Source organism: Streptomyces sp. NPDC002851, assembly GCF_053591935.1.
Genome location: NZ_JBSFUT010000001.1, coordinates 18498 through 35796, shown reverse-complemented (window position 1 = coordinate 35796; position 17299 = coordinate 18498). Strand labels below are relative to the sequence as shown.

At 69.2% G+C, this 17299-nt stretch carries 20 protein-coding genes and 3 tRNA genes; 5 read left to right on the top strand and 18 right to left on the bottom strand.

All coding sequences use genetic code 11. The annotated features are described in order from the left end of the window. Positions 1–141 precede the first annotated feature (141 nt). The 8 genes from rplL to ACWD10_RS00180 form a co-directional block, all read right to left on the bottom strand. Positions 142–531, bottom strand: a complete 390-nt coding sequence (gene rplL / locus ACWD10_RS00215; protein WP_451085296.1) for a 50S ribosomal protein L7/L12 — start codon at positions 529–531, stop codon at positions 142–144. A 113-nt stretch (positions 532–644) separates the two neighbouring features. After that, the gene (gene rplJ, locus ACWD10_RS00210) at positions 645–1172 is read right to left on the bottom strand and encodes a 50S ribosomal protein L10 (RefSeq protein WP_451085294.1); all 528 of its coding nucleotides are present in this window, start codon (positions 1170–1172) and stop codon (positions 645–647) included. Between the two features lie 351 nt (positions 1173–1523). Then, complete coding sequence (locus ACWD10_RS00205) at positions 1524–2489, bottom strand: hypothetical protein (protein WP_451085293.1); 966 nt, start codon at positions 2487–2489, stop codon at positions 1524–1526. A 199-nt stretch (positions 2490–2688) separates the two neighbouring features. Beyond that, positions 2689–3411: a 50S ribosomal protein L1 gene (gene rplA, locus ACWD10_RS00200; RefSeq protein ID WP_451085291.1), complete on the bottom strand. Its 723-nt coding sequence runs from the start codon at positions 3409–3411 to the stop codon at positions 2689–2691. Between the two features lie 84 nt (positions 3412–3495). Then, positions 3496–3930 carry a 50S ribosomal protein L11 gene (rplK, locus tag ACWD10_RS00195; RefSeq protein ID WP_451085289.1) on the bottom strand — a complete coding sequence of 145 codons (435 nt, stop codon included), beginning with the start codon at positions 3928–3930 and terminating at the stop codon, positions 3496–3498. A 186-nt stretch (positions 3931–4116) separates the two neighbouring features. Further along, on the bottom strand, positions 4117–5022 hold the full coding sequence (gene nusG / locus ACWD10_RS00190; protein WP_451085287.1) for a transcription termination/antitermination protein NusG: 906 nt from the start codon (positions 5020–5022) through the stop codon (positions 4117–4119). 75 nt (positions 5023–5097) lie between these two features. Continuing rightward, a complete protein-coding gene (gene secE, locus ACWD10_RS00185) occupies positions 5098–5385 on the bottom strand; it encodes a preprotein translocase subunit SecE (RefSeq protein ID WP_451085285.1) in 288 nt (95 codons plus the stop codon). A 108-nt stretch (positions 5386–5493) separates the two neighbouring features. Further along, positions 5494–5566: transfer RNA gene (locus ACWD10_RS00180), tRNA-Trp, on the bottom strand. 193 nt (positions 5567–5759) lie between these two features. Here ACWD10_RS00180 and ACWD10_RS00175 point away from each other — a divergent pair. Together ACWD10_RS00175 and ACWD10_RS00170 are read left to right on the top strand one after the other, a co-directional pair. Beyond that, positions 5760–6983, top strand: coding sequence for a pyridoxal phosphate-dependent aminotransferase (locus ACWD10_RS00175; RefSeq protein ID WP_451085283.1), 1224 nt, complete (start codon positions 5760–5762; stop codon positions 6981–6983). Between the two features lie 139 nt (positions 6984–7122). Continuing rightward, a complete protein-coding gene (locus ACWD10_RS00170; RefSeq protein WP_451085281.1) occupies positions 7123–8139 on the top strand; it encodes an adenosine deaminase in 1017 nt (338 codons plus the stop codon). A 6-nt stretch (positions 8140–8145) separates the two neighbouring features. Here ACWD10_RS00170 and ACWD10_RS00165 read toward each other — a convergent pair whose 3' ends face one another. Beyond that, a complete protein-coding gene (locus ACWD10_RS00165; protein ID WP_451085279.1) occupies positions 8146–8739 on the bottom strand; it encodes a TetR/AcrR family transcriptional regulator in 594 nt (197 codons plus the stop codon). A gap of 95 nt (positions 8740–8834) precedes the next feature. Here ACWD10_RS00165 and ACWD10_RS00160 point away from each other — a divergent pair, with 95 nt between their 5' ends. After that, positions 8835–9479: an NAD(P)-dependent oxidoreductase gene (locus ACWD10_RS00160; RefSeq protein ID WP_451085277.1), complete on the top strand. Its 645-nt coding sequence runs from the start codon at positions 8835–8837 to the stop codon at positions 9477–9479. 19 nt (positions 9480–9498) lie between these two features. Here the strand turns inward: ACWD10_RS00160 and ACWD10_RS00155 are convergent, their stop codons facing one another. The 7 genes from ACWD10_RS00155 to ACWD10_RS00125 all read right to left on the bottom strand — a co-directional run bounded on the left by ACWD10_RS00155 (position 9499) and on the right by ACWD10_RS00125 (position 12369). After that, positions 9499–10554, bottom strand: coding sequence for a UDP-N-acetylmuramate dehydrogenase (locus ACWD10_RS00155; RefSeq protein WP_451085275.1), 1056 nt, complete (start codon positions 10552–10554; stop codon positions 9499–9501). 93 nt (positions 10555–10647) lie between these two features. Further along, positions 10648–10812, bottom strand: coding sequence for a TetR family transcriptional regulator (locus tag ACWD10_RS00150; RefSeq protein WP_451085273.1), 165 nt, complete (start codon positions 10810–10812; stop codon positions 10648–10650). A gap of 38 nt (positions 10813–10850) precedes the next feature. After that, complete coding sequence (locus ACWD10_RS00145) at positions 10851–11312, bottom strand: MaoC family dehydratase (protein ID WP_451085271.1); 462 nt, start codon at positions 11310–11312, stop codon at positions 10851–10853. 2 nt (positions 11313–11314) lie between these two features. Continuing rightward, positions 11315–11767: an FAS1-like dehydratase domain-containing protein gene (locus ACWD10_RS00140; RefSeq protein WP_451085269.1), complete on the bottom strand. Its 453-nt coding sequence runs from the start codon at positions 11765–11767 to the stop codon at positions 11315–11317. A gap of 153 nt (positions 11768–11920) precedes the next feature. Next, on the bottom strand, positions 11921–12085 hold the full coding sequence (rpmG, locus tag ACWD10_RS00135) for a 50S ribosomal protein L33 (protein WP_003956487.1): 165 nt from the start codon (positions 12083–12085) through the stop codon (positions 11921–11923). Between the two features lie 94 nt (positions 12086–12179). Next, positions 12180–12252 (bottom strand) — tRNA-Met (locus ACWD10_RS00130). 44 nt (positions 12253–12296) lie between these two features. Next, a tRNA-Thr gene (locus ACWD10_RS00125) sits at positions 12297–12369 on the bottom strand. A gap of 278 nt (positions 12370–12647) precedes the next feature. Here ACWD10_RS00125 and ACWD10_RS00120 point away from each other — a divergent pair. After that, positions 12648–13907, top strand: a complete 1260-nt coding sequence (locus ACWD10_RS00120; protein ID WP_451085267.1) for an amidohydrolase family protein — start codon at positions 12648–12650, stop codon at positions 13905–13907. A 185-nt stretch (positions 13908–14092) separates the two neighbouring features. Then, positions 14093–14749: an SDR family oxidoreductase gene (locus ACWD10_RS00115; protein WP_451085265.1), complete on the top strand. Its 657-nt coding sequence runs from the start codon at positions 14093–14095 to the stop codon at positions 14747–14749. A 100-nt stretch (positions 14750–14849) separates the two neighbouring features. Here the strand turns inward: ACWD10_RS00115 and ACWD10_RS00110 are convergent, their stop codons facing one another. Beyond that, positions 14850–15659 carry a hypothetical protein gene (locus ACWD10_RS00110; RefSeq protein WP_451085263.1) on the bottom strand — a complete coding sequence of 270 codons (810 nt, stop codon included), beginning with the start codon at positions 15657–15659 and terminating at the stop codon, positions 14850–14852. A 1231-nt stretch (positions 15660–16890) separates the two neighbouring features. After that, the gene (locus ACWD10_RS00105) at positions 16891–17202 is read right to left on the bottom strand and encodes a hypothetical protein (RefSeq protein ID WP_451085261.1); all 312 of its coding nucleotides are present in this window, start codon (positions 17200–17202) and stop codon (positions 16891–16893) included. Positions 17203–17299: the final 97 nt, after the last annotated feature.

The following is a 17299-nucleotide window of genomic DNA, read 5'->3' as shown; positions in this document are numbered from 1 at the left end:
TACTCGGCCGCACCGACAGTGCAAGGCAGCCGTCACGGCAACGCCGAAGGGCGACCACCCGTATGGGTGATCGCCCCTCAGTGTGTGCGCGTTACAGCGCTCGAGCCACAAGGCCCGGAAGAGTCAGGAGACTCGCTGAGGTCACTTGACCTCGACGGAGGCGCCGGCGCCCTCGAGGGCCTCCTTGGCCTTGTCCGCGGCGTCCTTGGCGACCTTCTCGAGGACCGGCTTCGGGGTGCCGTCGACGAGGTCCTTGGCCTCCTTCAGACCCAGCGAGGTCAGCTCACGCACGACCTTGATGACCTGGATCTTCTTGTCGCCGGCGCCGGTGAGGACGACGTCGAACTCGTCCTGCTCCTCGGCGGCCTCGGCGCCCGCACCCGGGGCACCCGGGGCGGCGGCCACGACGGCGGCCGGGGCGGCAGCCTCGACGTCGAACTTCTCCTCGAAGGCCTTCACGAACTCGGAGAGCTCGATGAGGGTCATCTCCTCGAACTGCGCGAGCAGGTCTTCCTGGCTGAGCTTCGCCATGATGGCGGTCCTTCCACTAATTCGGCTGGTGCCGGATGTACATGAGAGGCGGGCGTACGTTCGGGCCCGCTGCGACCTCCGCCCGACGGGCGGGGGTCAATACGCGAGCCGAATTACTCGGCACCGCCCTGCTCGGCCTGCTTGGCGCGCAGCGCGTCCACGGTGCGGACGAGCTTCGTCGGCAGCGCCTGGAAGAGCGCGGCAGCCTGCGACTGCTTGCCCTTCATGGCACCGGCCAGCTTGCTGAGCAGAACCTCGCGGGACTCGAGGTCCGCAAGCTTCTTGATGTCGTCCGCGGACAGCGTCTTGCCGTCCAGGACGCCGCCCTTGATGACGAGAGCGGGGTTCTCCTTGGCGAAGTCACGCAGACCCTTCGCCGCCTCCACCGGGTCACCGGTGACGAAGGCGACAGCCGTCGAGCCCGTGAGGTGCTCGTCCAGCTCGACCCCGGCCTCCTTGGCCGCGATCTGGGTCAGCGTGTTCTTCACCACTCGGTACTGAGCGTTCTCGCCGAGAGAACGGCGGAGCTGCTTGAGCTGCGCCACGGTCAGTCCGGTGTAGGAAGTCACAACAGCTGCGTTGGAGTCACGCAGCTTCGTCGTGATCTCTTCCACAGCTGCGACCTTGTCGGACGTCGCCATGAGCCTCGGCCTCCTTCCGGGGTGATGATCCTCGACCGACCTTGCGGCCGGCCGCGTACGCCGGGGACCGTCTGAATCAGGCACGTAGAAGGGGCGTCTGCACAAAACGAAACGCCCCGGCGCAGGCGCACGGGGCGTGAGCTCGACCGGACAGAATCCACCCGGGAGCACTTCCACAGTCACCTGCGCGGGTCGTCCGCAGTTCAGCGGATCCTTCGGCCACCGCACCCTCTTGAACGAGCGCACAGCAACGACCAGCGGTCTTTGGCTTCCGTGGAAGAGTACGCGAACGGTGTCACGGCAAGCAAATCGGTCCCGGCGGGCCAGGGCCGATAGGTCAGAGTCCGTACGTCAGAGCGCGGGGTCGGCCCCCAGCGCACCCGCGTCGGCACCGGCACCGGCACCCGACTTGCCGATCTCCTCCAGCATCTTGAAGAGGTCCATGGTGTCCTTGGCCGGCGGCTCCTGGACGTCCACGGCCGCGCCGTAGTCGGAGTAGCGCGCCGACAGGTCGACCTTGCCCTCGGGGCTGTCGATGCCGACGTCCATGCGGACCGGGTAGCTGTCCTTGTTGACCCAGAACTCGGTCTCGTAGCCCTTGATGCCGGCCTTCTCGACGCTGGCGAGGAACTCCTTGCGCTCCTTCTCCGTGAGCAGGTCGGAGGCCTTGTTGGCCTTCAGCATCTCCTCGACCGTCAGCATGCCCTTGTAGTGGTCGGCCATGACGCCGTCGACCTTCTCGGCGCCCACGTGCTTCAGGCTGGGCGATTCCAGGAGCAGGGCGAGCTGCTGCGCGGGGTCCTGGTTCATGTTCTCCAGGCCCTGCGTCATCTTCTCCATGGCCTTCTCGTCACCGGAGGCCTTGGCCACGGCGGCGAGGTCCAGCTTCATCCAGCGCTTGCCGTCCATGTTCTGGGCATTCTTCTCGCCCATGTCCATGTACATGACGTTGTCCTGCCAGATCATGCGCATCTTCTCCGGGCCGCCCTGGCCGCCCTGGCCCGCGGCGAGCGCCGAGCTGTCCATGGTGACGTCCATCACCATCGGGTCCCAGCCCATGACGCCGGATATCTTCATGTCGCCGCCCTGGCCGGGCACGGACATCGTCATCGAGACCTTGGCGGACTTGGCCTCGGCGGTCTTCTTGTACGCCGCGGTGAGGACCTCTGTGGCAGCGGCGCGGGACTGGATCTTCCGTCCGGCCTTGTCCCCCGCCTTGTCGCTCTTGTCGTTCTCCCCCGACTGACACCCCGCGGCACCCACGAGAGCCGCCGCCGCCAGCACCGCCGTGCCGATCCGCTTCGACGTACGCACCATGATCCCCACCCTTGTATGCATATGTAAGTTATGAACTCACTGTGAGTTCTCCCTGATTGACGTGGACGGTATCGCATTGCTCTGACAATCAGGGATTCGGCCATACGCGCCGACTCCCCGGCGCAAAACACCGGACCCCCGGCACCTCCGCGAGGAGGTACCGGGGGTCCGGGGAACGCGTTCAGCGCACCGATCCGGCTCAGACGGCGGCCGGGTCCTCCTCGACGAGGAGGTTGCGGGTGCGGTTCGGGTCGACCGGAATGCCGGGGCCCATCGTGGTGGTGAGCGCGGCCTTCTTGATGTAGCGACCCTTGGCGGCGGACGGCTTCAGACGAAGCACCTCCTCCAGGGCGGCACCGTAGTTCTCCACCAGCTTGGCGTCGTCGAAGGACACCTTGCCGATGATGAAGTGCAGGTTCGCGTGCTTGTCGACACGGAACTCGATCTTGCCGCCCTTGATGTCGTTGACGGCCTTGGTGACATCGGGGGTGACGGTGCCGGTCTTCGGGTTCGGCATCAGACCACGCGGGCCGAGGACGCGGCCGAGGCGGCCGACCTTGCCCATGAGGTCCGGCGTCGCGACGACGGCGTCGAAGTCCAGACGGCCCTTCGACACCTCGTCGATCAGTTCGTCGGCGCCGACGATGTCGGCGCCCGCGGCCTCCGCGGCCGCAGCACGGTCGCCGGTCGCGAAGACCAGGACCCGGGCGGTCTTACCGGTGCCGTGCGGAAGGTTCACGGTGCCACGCACCATCTGGTCGGCCTTGCGCGGGTCGACACCCAGGCGGAAGGCGACCTCGACGGTGCCGTCGAACTTGGTCGCGGAGGTCTCCTTGGCGAGACGGACGGCCTCGAGCGGGGCGTAGAGCTTGTCCCGGTCGATCTTGGCGTCCGCAGCGCGGAGAGTCTTGCTGCGCTTCACTGCTACTCCTGAGGTTCAGGTTTGGAGTTCGTGGTCCGGGCCAGCGCCTGGCCCTTCCACTGAGGAGGTCTTACGGGGGTGAGGTCAGTCCTCGACCGTGACGCCCATGGAACGGGCGGTGCCGGCGATGATCTTGGACGCGGCGTCCAGGTCATTGGCGTTGAGGTCGGGCATCTTGGTCTCGGCGATCTCGCGGACCTGCGCCTGGGTGATCTTGGCGACCTTGGTCTTGTGCGGCTCGCCGGAGCCCTTCTCCACGCCCGCGGCCTTGAGGATCATCTTGGCGGCCGGCGGAGTCTTGGTGATGAAGGTGAAGGAACGGTCCTCGTAGACCGTGATCTCCACCGGGATGACCCAACCGCGCTGCGACTCGGTCGCGGCGTTGTAGGCCTTGCAGAACTCCATGATGTTGACGCCGTGCTGACCCAGCGCGGGGCCGACCGGCGGGGCCGGGTTGGCGGCGCCGGCCTGGATCTGGAGCTTGATCAGCCCCGTGACCTTCTTCTTCTTGGGAGGCATTGCTCTCTCCGGGTCCTAGTGAGAGTTGATCGCCGCCACCCGGTCATCCGGATGGAGGCATACCGCACAACGATAACGGGTATCCATTCGCGGCTAAAAACCGAGCAGGTCAGACCGGCCGCGAAGCCTGCCTGACCTGTTCGGAAGCGTACGTTCCAGAGGAACCGGCGATCTCCTTACGGAGCGTCAGTTCTTCTGGATCTGGTCGAAGCTCAGCTCGACCGGGGTCTCGCGGCCGAAGATCTCGACGAGGCCCTTGACCTTCTTCGAGTCGGCGTTGATCTCGTTGATGGTCGCCTGCAGCGTCGCGAACGGGCCGTCGGTGACGGTGACCGAGTCGCCCACCTCGAAGTCCAGGACCTGGACCTCGACCTTGCGCTGCGGCGCGGGCTTGCCCTCGGCCTCGGCGGCCTCCTTGGCGGCCTTCTCCTCGGCCTCCGGGGCGAGCATCTTGACGATCTCGTCCAGCGTCAGCGGGTACGGGTCGTAGGCGTTGCCCACGAAGCCGGTGACGCCGGGGGTGTTACGGACGACGCCCCAGGACTCGTTCGTCAGGTCCATGCGCACCAGGACGTACCCGGGGAGCTTGTTCTGACGGACGTTCTTGCGCTCGCCGTTCTTGATCTGGACGATCTCTTCCTCGGGCACCTCGGCCTGGTAGATGAAGTCCTCGACGTTCAGCGAGACGGCGCGCTGCTCCAGGTTGGCCTTCACGCGCTTCTCGTAACCGGCGTACGTGTGGATGACGTACCACTCGCCGGGCAGGAACCGGAGCTCCTCGCGCAGAGCGGCGATCGGGTCGACCGGCTCGGCCTCCTCCTCGGCGGCCTCGGCCTCGGTCTCCTCAGCAGCCGACTCCGCCGCGGCGGCCTCTTCGGCCTCCGGGGCCTCTTCGGCTTCGGCGGCCTCCGCGGCCTCGTCCTCGATATGCAGGGCGGCCTCTTCGGCGGGCTCGCCAGCGGCGGCGTCGGCAGCCTCAACCTGGTCCGGGTCCTCGGCGTCCGCCGCCTCGACGATGTCGAGCTGGTCCTCGACGGACTCGACAGCGTCCCCGCGAGGCTCAGTGGCGTCGTTCAGGTTCGGGTCAGACACGGTGGCTGCTTCTTCCTGGATACATAGGGGTGGAACGCGCGAAAGGGGCGCCAATGGGCGCCCTTCGCTCGGCTGCTAGCCGAAGACGTACTTGACGGCCTGCGAGAAGCCATAGTCAAGCACGAACACCAAGCCGATCATGATGACAACGAAGACAATCACCACTGTGGTGTATGTCGTGAGCTGGCCGCGAGTCGGCCAGACGACCTTGCGGAGCTCAGCGACGACCTGGCGGTAGAAGAGCGCAAGCTTGCCCAGCGGGCCCTTTTTGCCGCGCTTGCCGCCCTTGCGGCCCTTCTTCTTCGACTCGGTCGCCTCGTCCGGGGCATCAGGCGTGTCGATCGAGCCCACGGCGTCCGTCACTCGTTCTCACCTGATTCCGGGTCGTGGCCGTGCCGCGCCCGGTGGAGCCGCACGGCGGTGCTTTGCAGTACGTACATGCGCACACATCCTGGCGAAAGGTGTGTGTAGCAGGGCCGGAGGGACTTGAACCCCCAACCGCTGGTTTTGGAGACCAGTGCTCTACCAATTGAGCTACGACCCTTTGACTTCCCCCAACGTACCGCATCCGACCAGGTGCACCGAGTGCGCCGGAGAGTGCGGGCCGTTGAAGGCCAACGAGCGATGAGTGTACGTGGTCCTGGGCCCGGCGTCGAACAGAAAGCAACCGGACGCGAACCGTCCGGTACCCGAAACCCATGTGTCCGTGCCATTGCGGGTCTGGAACGATGGGGCGCATGAGCGCTGCAACCTCACCCACCGAACGCCGCATCTCCGCCCGCATCGGCGCGATCTCCGAGTCCGCCACCCTCGCCGTCGACGCCAAGGCCAAGGCCCTCAAGGCCGCCGGCCGTCCGGTGATCGGCTTCGGCGCGGGCGAGCCGGACTTCCCGACGCCTGACTACATCGTCGAGGCCGCCATCGAGGCGTGCAAGAACCCGAAGTTCCACCGCTACACGCCGGCCGGCGGGCTCCCCGAGCTCAAGGCCGCCATCGCCGCGAAGACGCTGCGCGACTCCGGTTACGAGGTCGAGGCCGCCAACGTGCTCGTCACCAACGGCGGCAAGCAGGCCATCTACGAGGCGTTCGCCACGATCCTCGACCCGGGCGACGAGGTCATCGTGCCGACCCCGTACTGGACCACGTACCCCGAGTCCATCCAGCTCGCGGGCGGCGTACCCGTCTACGTGACCGCCGACGAGACCACCGGCTACCGCGTGTCGGTCGAGCAGCTCGAGGCCGCCGTCACCGAGAAGACGAAGGTGCTGCTCTTCGTCTCCCCGTCGAACCCGACCGGCGCCGTCTACACCCGTGCCCAGGTCGAGGAGATCGGCCGCTGGGCCGCCGCGAAGGGCCTGTGGGTCCTCACCGACGAGATCTACGAGCACCTGGTGTACGGCGACGCCGAGTTCACCTCGCTGCCGGTGGTCGTGCCCGAGCTGCGCGACAAGTGCGTCGTGGTCAACGGCGTGGCGAAGACGTACGCCATGACCGGCTGGCGGGTCGGCTGGGCCATCGCCCCGAAGGACGTCATCAAGGCCGCGACGAACCTCCAGTCGCACGCCACGTCCAACGTGAGCAACGTGGCGCAGGCCGCCGCCCTCGCCGCCGTCTCCGGCGACCTGGCCGCCGTGGCCGAGATGCGCAAGGCCTTCGACCGGCGCCGCCAGACCATCGTGAAGATGCTGAACGACATCGAGGGCGTGGTCTGCCCCGAGCCCGAGGGCGCCTTCTACGCGTACCCGTCCGTGAAGGGCCTGCTCGGCAAGGAGATCCGCGGCAAGCGCCCGGAGACCACCGTCGACCTCGCCGCCCTGATCCTGGAAGAGGTCGAGGTCGCCGTGGTGCCGGGCGAGGCCTTCGGCACGCCGGGCTACCTGCGGCTGTCGTACGCCCTGGGTGACGAGGACCTGGTCGAGGGCGTCTCGCGGATCCAGAAGCTGCTCGCCGAGGCGCGCTGATTCCGCTTCGGCGTTTTCGCGCTGCACGCGCGCGTACGGGCCTCCGGCTGTTGCCGGGGGCCCGTTTGTGCGTTCGGAGGCGTAATCCGTGAGGAAAAGCGGCTACCGGTCAGGCACATCCGTACGGCAGGATCTTGGGATGGAGCGCGTCCGTGACCTCAGCCTGTTGCCGAAAGCCCATCTGCATCTGCACTTCACCGGGTCGATGCGGCCCTCGACGCTGCTCGAGCTGGCCGACAAGTACGGCGTCCATCTGCCGGACGCGCTGACCGGCGGCCAACCGCCGCAGCTGCGCGCCACGGATGAGCGCGGCTGGTTCCGTTTCCAGCGGCTCTACGACATGGCGCGGTCCTGCCTGCGGCAGCCGGAGGACATCCAGCGCCTGGTGCGCGAGGCCGCGCAGGAGGACCTGAGAGACGGCTCCGGATGGCTGGAGATACAGGTCGACCCGACCTCGTACGCCCCCAGGCTGGGCGGGCTCATCCCCGCCCTGGAGGTCATCCTGGACGCGGTGGAGACCGCGATGCGCGAGACCGGGCTCGGGATGCGCGTCCTGATCGCCGCCAACCGCATGAAGCACCCGCTGGACGCCCGGACGCTCGCGCGCCTCGCGGTGCGGTACGCCGACCGCGGCATTGTCGGCTTCGGGCTCTCCAACGACGAACGGCGCGGCATGGCCCGGGACTTCGACCGGGCCTTCGCCATCGCGCGCGACGGCGGGCTGCTCGCCGCGCCGCACGGCGGTGAGCTCACCGGGCCCGGCTCGGTCCGGGACTGCGTGGACGACCTGCGCGCCTCCCGGATCGGGCACGGCGTGCGGGCCGCCGAGGACCCGCGGCTCCTTGAGCGGCTCGCCAGGAAGGGCGTGACCTGCGAGGTCTGCCCGGCCTCCAATGTGGCGCTCGGCGTGTACGAGAAGCCCGAGGACGTGCCGCTGCGGACCCTGTACGACTCCGGGGTGCCGATGGCGCTCGGCGCCGACGACCCGCTGCTCTTCGGCTCGCGGCTCGCCGCGCAGTACGAGATCGCGCGCAAGCACCACGGCTTCGACGACTTCGAACTGGCCGAGCTGGCCCGGCAGTCGGTGCGCGGCTCGGCCGCACCCGTCGACGTACGCGAGAACCTGCTCGCGGGGATCGACGCCTGGCTCAACTGACGAGGGTCAGCACAGCGCCCGCATGAGCGTGCGGACCAGGGCGGCGGCGAACGCGTCGACGGGCGGCGGCGGGTGCGGGCCGTCCTCGTCGTAGGCGAAGGCGCGCTGCGCGCAGGCGCCGAGGAGCATCGAGGCGGCGGCGAGGGTGTCCGCGTCCTGGGAGATGCGACCGGCCCGCTGCTCGGCGCGCAGATAGCTGTCGAGGTGCTCGATCGGCAGGTGCGGGCCCGTGCCCAGCTCCCACATGGCGGCCATGTGCCGGTTTCTGAGCTGGGTCTCGGCGTAGAGCGAGGCGGCGATCGGGAAGCTCTCTTCGTAGAAGTACGCCGCCGCGCGGGCGATCTCGGTGAGGTTCTCCTCGACGCCCTTCCGGTACGGGTCGGCGATCAGGCCCTCCAGAAGCGGCGTGAGCCGAGGCATGCGCTCCTTCAGTACCGTCACGAAAAGCTCTTCCTTGCTCGCGAAGTGCTTGTAGAGCGCCGCTTCCGAGCAGCCCGCGCCTCGGGCGATCTCCTTGGTGGTGGCGCGGACGAGGCCGACGGTGCGCATCAACTCGTGGGCCGCGTCGAGTATGCGCTCCCTTGCGGGCGGTTTCCGCATGCGTGCTCCGCTCCGGGCTTGACTGGTGAGTGAATACTTACCCACTCTAGGGGTGAGTGAACACTTACCCGGCGCCCGGGTGGACGGAGGAGCTCATGGATCTCACGGTTTTCGGCGCGACCGGAGGCATCGGCCAGGAGGTGGTCCGGCAGGCGCTGCGGGCCGGTCACCGGGTCACCGCAGTGGTGCGCGATCCCTCCCGGCTGTCGGTCACGGGTGAGGGGCTGCGGGTGGTACGGGCCGACCTGACGCGGGATGCCGAGGCGCTGCGGGAGGCGGTGGCGGGGCGGGACGCGGTGCTCTCCGGGCTCGGGGCGCGCAACCTGAAGGACGCGCGGGCCGGAGTCGCGGCCACCCTGACGCGGCCGGTGCTCCGTGCCCTGGAGGAGTCGGGCACACGCCGCTTCGTGGCCGTGACCGCGGGGCCGCTGGCGGCCGAGCCGCCGGACCAGGCGTTCCTGCACCGTCGGGTGATGTTCCCGCTGGTGAGCAGGGTGCTCCGGGCCGTGTACGCGGATCTGCGGGTGCTCGAGGACGAGGTCCGGCGCAGCGGCACGGACTGGACGATCATGCGCCCGCCGAAGCTTCTGAACCGCCCGGTGACGGGGACGTACCGGACCGCCCTGAACGTGAATCTGCCGGGCGGCAGCACGATCGGGCGGGCGGATGTGGCGCACGCGATGCTGGCCGTGCTCGATGACCCGGCCACTGTCCGGCAGGCCGTAAGCGTGGCCTACTGAAGAAGCGCCCGCCAGCGGCTCAGAGGCTGACGCCCACCGTCACCGGCTCGTTGACGAGCGTGACCCCGAAGGCCTCGTGCACGCCGGAGACCACCTCACGGGCGAGGGCGAGCAGGTCCTCCGTGGTGGCCTCGCCGCGGTTGGTGAGGGCCAGGGTGTGCTTGGTGGAGATACGGGCCGGGCCGCTGCCGTATCCCTTGGTGAAGCCCGCCCGGTCGATGAGCCAGGCGGCCGAGGTCTTCACGTTCCCCTGCCCGTCCGGGAAGGCGGGCGGGGCGGTGTCCGGCCCCAGGCGCTCGGACACACGCGCGTGGAAGGCGGCGAACTCCGCCTCGCTGAGGATCGGGTTGGTGAAGAACGACCCGGCCGACCAGGTGTCGTGGTCCTCGGGGTCGAGCACCATGCCCTTCCCGGAGCGCAGCTTGAGGACCGTCTCGCGGGCGACGGTCAGCGGGACGCGCTCGCCCTCCTCGACGCCGAGGGCGTGTGCCGTCTGGGCGTAGCGCAGGGGCGCGCTCAGGCCCTGCGCGTCCTCGAGCCGGAAGCGGACGCGCAGCACCACGTAGCGGTGGGGGTCGGCCTTGAAGCGGCTGTGCCGGTACGAGAAGGCGCACTCGGCGTTCGCCAGGGTGACCGTCTCCCCCGCCTTGCGGTCGTACGCCACTACTTCAGTAAGCGTCGACGCGACCTCCTGGCCGTACGCGCCGACGTTCTGGATCGGCGTCGCGCCCGCGGAGCCGGGGATTCCGGCGAGGCACTCGATGCCCGCGAGCCCGGCCTCGACGGTGCGGGCCACGGCGTCGGTCCACACGTCACCGGCCGCGAGCTCGAGGTCGGTGCCGTCGAGCGTGAAGCCCTTGGTGGCGATGTGCAGCGCGGTGCCGGGGAAGCCGTGGTCGCCGATGACGAGGTTGCTGCCACCACCGATGATCAGGAGCGGCGTGCCCGATGCGTCGGCCTCACGGACGGCGGCGATCACCTCGGCGTCGGTGGTCGCGGTGATGAGGCGGCGCGCGGGCCCACCGAGCCTGAAGGTGGTCAGCGGGGCGAGGGGGGCGTCGTGGAGTTGCTGCACGGGCACAAGGGTACGAGAACGGCCCCACCGCTTCGGGTGGGCCCGTTTCAGGTGGGACGTTCTGCCCGCCGTCCCCCGGAGGGGAACCGGTTTTCAGCTTGTTCTTGAACAGGCGGAATTGTTCTTGAACAGGCGGAAGAGATACGGCTGGCAGACCCCCGCGTGCTTCGCGATCGCCTCGGTGGACGTCCGGCGATACCCGCCCGCGGGCGGACTCGACGATCGTCGCGCGAAGGACGCGTAAGGGGCACCCGCCATGGACGGGTGCCCCTTACAAACGTCCTGTGCGCCCGGACTCAGGCGAGCCGCACGACCGCCCGGGACATGCCGAGCACCTTCTTGCCGTCGCTCATCGCGGTGAGGTCGATGCGCACCGTGCGCGCCTCGTCGTCGAGCTTGGCCGCGACCTTGCCGCTGACCTCGATCAGCGCGCCCGCGTCGTCGTTCGGGACCACGACGGGCCGGGTGAAGCGGACGCCGTACTCGGTCACCGCGCCCGGGTCACCGACCCAGTCGGTGACCACGCGGATCGCCTCGGCCATGGTGAACATGCCGTGCGCGATGACGTCCGGAAGCCCGACCTCCTTCGCGAACGTCTCGTTCCAGTGGATCGGGTTGAAGTCGCCGGAGGCGCCCGCGTACCGCACCAGGGTGGCGCGGGTCACCGGGAAGGACTGGGCCGGCAGTTCGGTGCCGACCTCGACGTCCGCGTACTGGATCTTCGCCGAAGGGTTCAGCGGTGTCGACGGGGTGCTCATCGTCATGCCTCCTCTGCCGCGCGCGCCACGAGCTTGGTCCAGGCGGTCACGACGTGCTCGCCGCTCTCGTCGTGCACCTCGCCGCGGACGTCCAGGACGTCATTGCCCGCGAGGGACTTGATCGCCTCGACCGTCGAGGTGACGGTGAGCCGGTCACCGGCGCGCACCGGACGCGAGTACGCGAACTTCTGGTCGCCGTGCACGACCCGGCTCCAGTCGAGGCCGAGCTGCGGGTCCTCGACGACCTGCCCGGCCGCCTTGAATGTGATCGAGATGACAAAGGTGGGCGGGGCGATCACATCAGGGTGGCCGAGCCTTTTGGCGGCCTCGGGGTCGGTGTAGGCGGGGTTGGCGTCACCCACCGCCTCCGCGAATTCCCGGATCTTCTCCCGGCCGACCTCATAGGGGTCGGTGGGCGGGTAGGACCGTCCCACGAAGGACTGGTCGAGCGCCATGACCTCGGCACCTCCTGTGCTCTCCGCGGCCGTCCGCGGTCTGCCTGTAATCGCGCGGCGGCCGTACGACAACGGTGGCGTCTCGGCGGTCACGCGGGTGACAACGACGCAAGGCCGCCCCCCAAAGGGGACGGCCTTGCATACGAGCCTGATTCAGCGCGTCTCGCGGTGTGCGGTGTGCGAGTTGCAGCGCGGGCAGTGCTTCTTCATCTCAAGACGGTCCGGGTTGTTACGCCGGTTCTTCTTGGTGATGTAGTTCCGCTCCTTGCACTCCACGCAGGCCAGCGTGATCTTCGGGCGGACGTCGGTGGCAGCCACGTGAGTGCTCCTTGGACGAACAGATGGATGAAAACGACGAACGCAGAAAAGAGTAGCCGACCGGAGGACCGACCCCACAATCGGCTACTGTTCGTAGCGGTGACCGGACTTGAACCGGTGACACAGCGATTATGAGCCGCTTGCTCTACCGACTGAGCTACACCGCTTTGATGCGAGCCCCTGCCGTAAAGGCAAGGGAGCCGCACATCAGAGCCCCAAAACGGAATCGAACCGTTGACCTTCTCCTTACCATGGAGACGCTCTGCCGACTGAGCTATTGGGGCGAGCGATGAAGACATTACACGGTCGGCTGCCGAACGCCCAAATCCGTTCCCGGAGTCCAGCTCGCCGCCGATCAAGCGGCCACCACAAGGGCCCCACCCGTACCGCGCACCACACCGGTACGACTATTTCGCTCCTCCTCGAAGCGCGGTGAGGGGCGTCCTAGGCTCGGAACACGCTGCGTGATCTTGCCCGCCGGGCCGCCGGAGTCCCGCCTTCCGGTCCCCCGCCGTCGCCCTCGCGGCCTCGCTCTCGCCCTCGCCCGAGCCTCAGGAGCCCGATGCCCGACAGCCAGCCGCAGCCGCCGCACCGCGACGGTGCCGCCGAGGACACCGCCTCGCTGCTGCTCTGCGGCGCCATGCTCACCGACGGCAGGACCGTCGACGTACGGCTCGGCCGGGGGCGCATCGAGGCGGTCGGCACGGCCGGGAGTCTGACCGCGCACGCCACGCGCGTGGACCTGAGCGGCTATCTGCTCCTGCCCGCGCCCGTGGAGCCGCACGGGCACGGCGACACGGCGCTCACCGCGGACGAGAACGGCCCGGTGTCGTACGCCCTCCAGGACATCCAGCGACGGACCACCGAGGCCGCCCTGCTCCAGCTCGGGCACGGGGCGACGGCGCTGCGCTCGCACATCCGGATCGGGGACGTCCAGGGAATCGTCGGGATGGAGGCGGCGCTCCAGGCGCGCAGCTCGCTGCGCGGCCTCGCCGACCTGACCACCGTGGCCGTGCCCCGGCTGCTCACCGGCGTCGCCGGGGCCGACGGGCTCGCGGCGCTGCGCGACGCGGTGAAGATGGGTGCGGGCGCCGTGGGCGGCTGCCCCGACCTGGACCCCGACCCGACCGGCTATACGGAGGCCGTCCTGGAGGTCGCCGCGGAGTACGGCTGCCCCGTCGACCTGCACACGGACGGCGCCGACCCGAAGCGGCTCACCCGGCTCGCGGCGATGGCCGGCGGGCTGCGGCCCGGGGTGACGGTCGGGCCGTGCGGCGGGCTCGGGCGGGTGCCGACCGAGGTGGCGGCGCGCACGGCCGAGGCACTGGCGGCGGCCGGGGTGTCGGTGGTCTGCCTGCCGCAGGGCGATTGCGGGGGTCTGGAGCGGCGCGGGACGGGCGCGGCGCCGGTGCGACTGCTCCGGGCCGCTGGGGTACGCGTCGCGGCGGGCAGCGGGGCGCTGCGGGACGCCGCCAACCCGGTGGGACGGGGCGATCCGCTGGAGGCCGGGTACCTCCTCGCCACCCAGCACGGGCTGGCAGCCGCGGAGGCGTACGAAGCGATCAGTTCGGTGGCACGGGCGGCGCTCGGTCTTCCCGAGGTCCGTGTGGAGGCGGGCTTCCCGGCCGAGCTGCTCGCCGTCCGCGGGAACCGGCTCTCGGGGGCGCTTTCGCTCGCGTACAGCCGGATCGTGGTGCACCGGGGGCGGGTGGTGGCACGGACCAGCGCGGTACGGGAGTACTGCGACTCGGCGGCCGCGGTGGCCCTGGACCTGCCTCGACAAGGGCGGTCCAAGGGAGTTGGGGACGCCGGGCACGCCTGAGCGTGCGGGGCAACGGCCAACCGCCCGCCCTGGGAACCGACTTCCGTGAGCGGAACCTCCCCTGGCGGAACACGGGCTGTCGGTCACGCCACCGCGACGCCCCATGGAGGTGAACGTTCCGTCGGCTCGGCGGGCGCACTGGCGGCCGTACGGCGAGGGCGCGCGGCCCGGCGTACGGTCGAAACATGCGCATTGTCATCGCTGGAGGACACGGTCAGATCGCGCTGCGGCTGGAGCGGCTGCTCGCCGCGCGCGGCTACGAGGCGGCGGGCCTGATCCGCAACCCGGATCAGGGCGACGACCTGCGGGAGGCCGGCGCCGAACCGGTGCTGTGCGACCTGGAGTCGGCCTCCGTGGAAGAGGTCGCCGCTCATCTGCAGGGCGCCGGGGCCGCGATCTTCGCGGCGGGCGCCGGGCCGGGCAGCGGCACGGGCCGCAAGGAGACCGTGGACCGGGGCGCGGCCGTGCTCTTCGCCGACGCCGCGGAGCGGGCCGGGGTGCGCAGGCACATCGTGGTGTCCACGATGCGCGCGGATCCGGCACACGAGGGCGACGACGTCTTCGACGCGTATCTACGGGCCAAGGGCGCGGCCGACGCGCACGTACGCGGCAAGGAGTCCCTGGACTGGACGATCCTGCGCCCCGGCATGCTGACCAACGACGCCGGCACGGGCCTGGTCCACCTGTCGGCCTCGACCGGCCGCGGCCCGATCCCCCGGGACGACGTGGCCGCGGTCCTCGCGGAACTGGTCGACGCCCCCGGAACGGTCGGCCTGACGCTGGAGCTGGTGAGCGGGTCGACGCCGGTCACGGTGGCGGTGAAGAACGTGGCGGGGAACTGAGGCGGGGGGCTGGTGCGGGTTCGGGTGCGGGTTCGGGTGCGGCCCACCACTGGCCCGCAGGCCAGGCCGACATCGCTGCGCCGGCCTCCAGGAGAACGCCCTACCATCGCGCCGGGGTGACCGGCCAAGCCCGCTCCTCTGATACCCGCGCACGGGCTTCTCGCAAGGCCCAGAGGTAGTGCCGTAGCCACTTCCCGATGGCCCACAGACCGGCGGCGGCAAACACTGCGCCCGCTCCCGCCATTGCCACCTGTGCCATCTGTGCCACCTGGACGACGGGGCCGTTGCCCTCCTGCCCAGCGTCCCGTGTCAGCGCCGCGAGCGCCATGACCACCCCGAACATGAGGGGAACGAGCGGCACGATCATCCACGCGAGCGACTTCCCGGACAGGAACACCAGGTAGCGGCGTCCGCCATAGAGACCGGGTCCGCCCAGCGGACCGGTGTTCTCCTGCCAGGGCTGCCCGGCACGCATAAGGTCCCACGTGGAGGCGAGCGGCTGCGGGATGTTCCCGGGTGGAAGCGAGCGTGCAAGCGGCTGGCGGTCGAGCGCCGTCCACGCCTCAAGCAGCCTCTGCGCGGCCCGGCCCCTTCGCGCCACAAGCACGCAGACCACCAGGCCCAGGCCCATGGCGAGCACCGAGACGGTTACGACCATGAAGACCACAAGGAGCGCGGCCCCTCCGCGGTCGTCAAGGTCGAGGTACCAGCCGACGGTGGCGCTGGATACACCCCAGCCTGCCGCGACCACCGCTGTGGCCAACAGGACCCACAGCATGTCCCGCAGGGCCATAGCGCGTCCGGACAGGACCTCGACCGCCGCAGCACGACTGGTCAGGAGCCCAGCGCGATCAGCCCACCCCACGGTCTGCGGGTCGGGCGGAAGAGTCCCCTTGTTCCCGGTCCTCACGACGATGCACCAACTTGATCAGAATCCGGCTCTTCAAAGAACGTGGACTTCCCCGCCATGAGTGCGCCGATGCTCGCCATCGCGACCCCCTGCTCGGCGTCCAGGTCCCGCGGCTCGAGAAGTCTGTCATCACGCGGCCGGTCACGATGGCCTGGGTATCTTCGCGCCGGGGCATCTGGGCGAGAGGCGGTTGCGCCTGCTGCCCTCGCGGGTGGTGTCATTTCGTCCTCGCGCCAGCTCTGTTCGAGGACGCGTCGTACCGGACGGCGTGGGAGACGGAGCGTGAGTGAGTGACAGGCCGTACCCCATCCGTGCCCGCTTGACCGGGAATTGACGGGGAGTCACGAAAAGCTTCGGGAAGCGAACAAGGCAAGAGCCTCCAACCGATGTTGCTGGTCAGAGACTCTTAACCATGGCGGTGGGTGCGGGATTTGAACCCACAGTGACTCGCGCCACGACGGTTTCAAGAGGTCGCGTTGAACGCCAACCGCCCGTCCTGACCTGCCCCGATGTCTTCTCCTTAGGAGGATCGGCCCCTGTGGGCCACAGGGGACTCGAGGCCGACCACCTCAGGGAGCCGCGAGGGTCCCTACGATTCGTCACTCGGCCCCTTGCGGGCGCCCTACCCATCACGGCCCAGCCGCTGGGCAATCGGCACGAGCACGGCCACAACGCCAACTGCGAGTCCTGACCGCTGCTGTCCCAGCCTCGGCAGACGGGGACCATGACGGGACTCACCAGGCTGAACAGAAGGGCTGGCCCGATTCTGTGGCCAACTCCGGAGACAGCAACCCCACGACGATCAATATGGAAAAGGATCCGGTCAGCGACCTCAACGGGGGGGATCCTTCCGCGCCTCGGGGCCTGGTGCTCTAGCGGTACCTGAGTGACGCGGAGCCGGGTAAAGGCGGGCTGCTGCGTCCCCGCCGACGGCCGCTCATCGTTGCGCCTAGGCCCGATGACCTGAGTCGGGGCGATTACGACTGCGGCTTCTACGCCTGAGCCTGTGAACTCACCCGGTGCGGGCCTCTGACCTGCGCGCTCAATCTTCGGTGTCACGAACTCGCGTCCGTCAAGGTCCGATGACAGGAGCTCAAGGTCCTGTGTCACCGGACACCCCATGTGACTTAGCGGTTCACCTGGCCACTGAGCGTTCCAGTTGGCCCGTCCCGTGCTCAGACGTATCGAGGGGCGCCCGAGCACGGGCGGGCTGTGTGGCCTCGAACGTGGTCTAGGACCGGCCCGATGGCTGGTTCTCGCCCTCTCGCTGCCCCTCGCCGTAACGCTTCTCTTGGCACGCGGCAAGCAGCTGCGCGACCTGCGCGTAGAACCAGCTCACTGGGTGCTTATGGCCAGTAGCGACGAGTCCACCGGAGCGACCACAAGCGAAGGGATCCACCAGCACCCGGCACAGATCGACGTGGTGGTTACTGCCGCCACCGAAGCCCGCGACCAGCTGCTGCACGCGATCGGCCAGGAAGCTCAGCGCGCGGTGGAGAAGTCCGGGCGCCAGGCGTCCACGGCGCTGGAACAGCTTGCCCACCCTTACGCCCTGGTGGTTTCCGGAGCAGCGCCGGGGCCCTCGGTTCCCAGCTCTGGCGCCGCGCCGGTCCAACCACACAGCCGTGCCGAATGGGGCA

What these genes read in the sequence shown, in the direction of transcription:
- rplL (WP_451085296.1), bottom strand. Translation starts at nt 531, where the DNA reads ATGGCGAAGCTCAGCCAGGAAGACCTGCTCGCGCAGTTCGAGGAGATG.
- rplJ (WP_451085294.1), bottom strand. Translation starts at nt 1,172, where the DNA reads ATGGCGACGTCCGACAAGGTCGCAGCTGTGGAAGAGATCACGACGAAG.
- ACWD10_RS00205 (WP_451085293.1), bottom strand. Translation starts at nt 2,489, where the DNA reads ATGGTGCGTACGTCGAAGCGGATCGGCACGGCGGTGCTGGCGGCGGCG.
- rplK (WP_451085289.1), bottom strand. Translation starts at nt 3,930, where the DNA reads ATGCCTCCCAAGAAGAAGAAGGTCACGGGGCTGATCAAGCTCCAGATC.
- ACWD10_RS00175 (WP_451085283.1), top strand. Translation starts at nt 5,760, where the DNA reads ATGAGCGCTGCAACCTCACCCACCGAACGCCGCATCTCCGCCCGCATC.
- ACWD10_RS00170 (WP_451085281.1), top strand. Translation starts at nt 7,123, where the DNA reads ATGGAGCGCGTCCGTGACCTCAGCCTGTTGCCGAAAGCCCATCTGCAT.
- ACWD10_RS00165 (WP_451085279.1), bottom strand. Translation starts at nt 8,739, where the DNA reads ATGCGGAAACCGCCCGCAAGGGAGCGCATACTCGACGCGGCCCACGAG.
- ACWD10_RS00160 (WP_451085277.1), top strand. Translation starts at nt 8,835, where the DNA reads ATGGATCTCACGGTTTTCGGCGCGACCGGAGGCATCGGCCAGGAGGTG.
- ACWD10_RS00150 (WP_451085273.1), bottom strand. Translation starts at nt 10,812, where the DNA reads ATGGCGGGTGCCCCTTACGCGTCCTTCGCGCGACGATCGTCGAGTCCG.
- ACWD10_RS00145 (WP_451085271.1), bottom strand. Translation starts at nt 11,312, where the DNA reads ATGAGCACCCCGTCGACACCGCTGAACCCTTCGGCGAAGATCCAGTAC.
- ACWD10_RS00140 (WP_451085269.1), bottom strand. Translation starts at nt 11,767, where the DNA reads ATGGCGCTCGACCAGTCCTTCGTGGGACGGTCCTACCCGCCCACCGAC.
- ACWD10_RS00120 (WP_451085267.1), top strand. Translation starts at nt 12,648, where the DNA reads ATGCCCGACAGCCAGCCGCAGCCGCCGCACCGCGACGGTGCCGCCGAG.
- ACWD10_RS00115 (WP_451085265.1), top strand. Translation starts at nt 14,093, where the DNA reads ATGCGCATTGTCATCGCTGGAGGACACGGTCAGATCGCGCTGCGGCTG.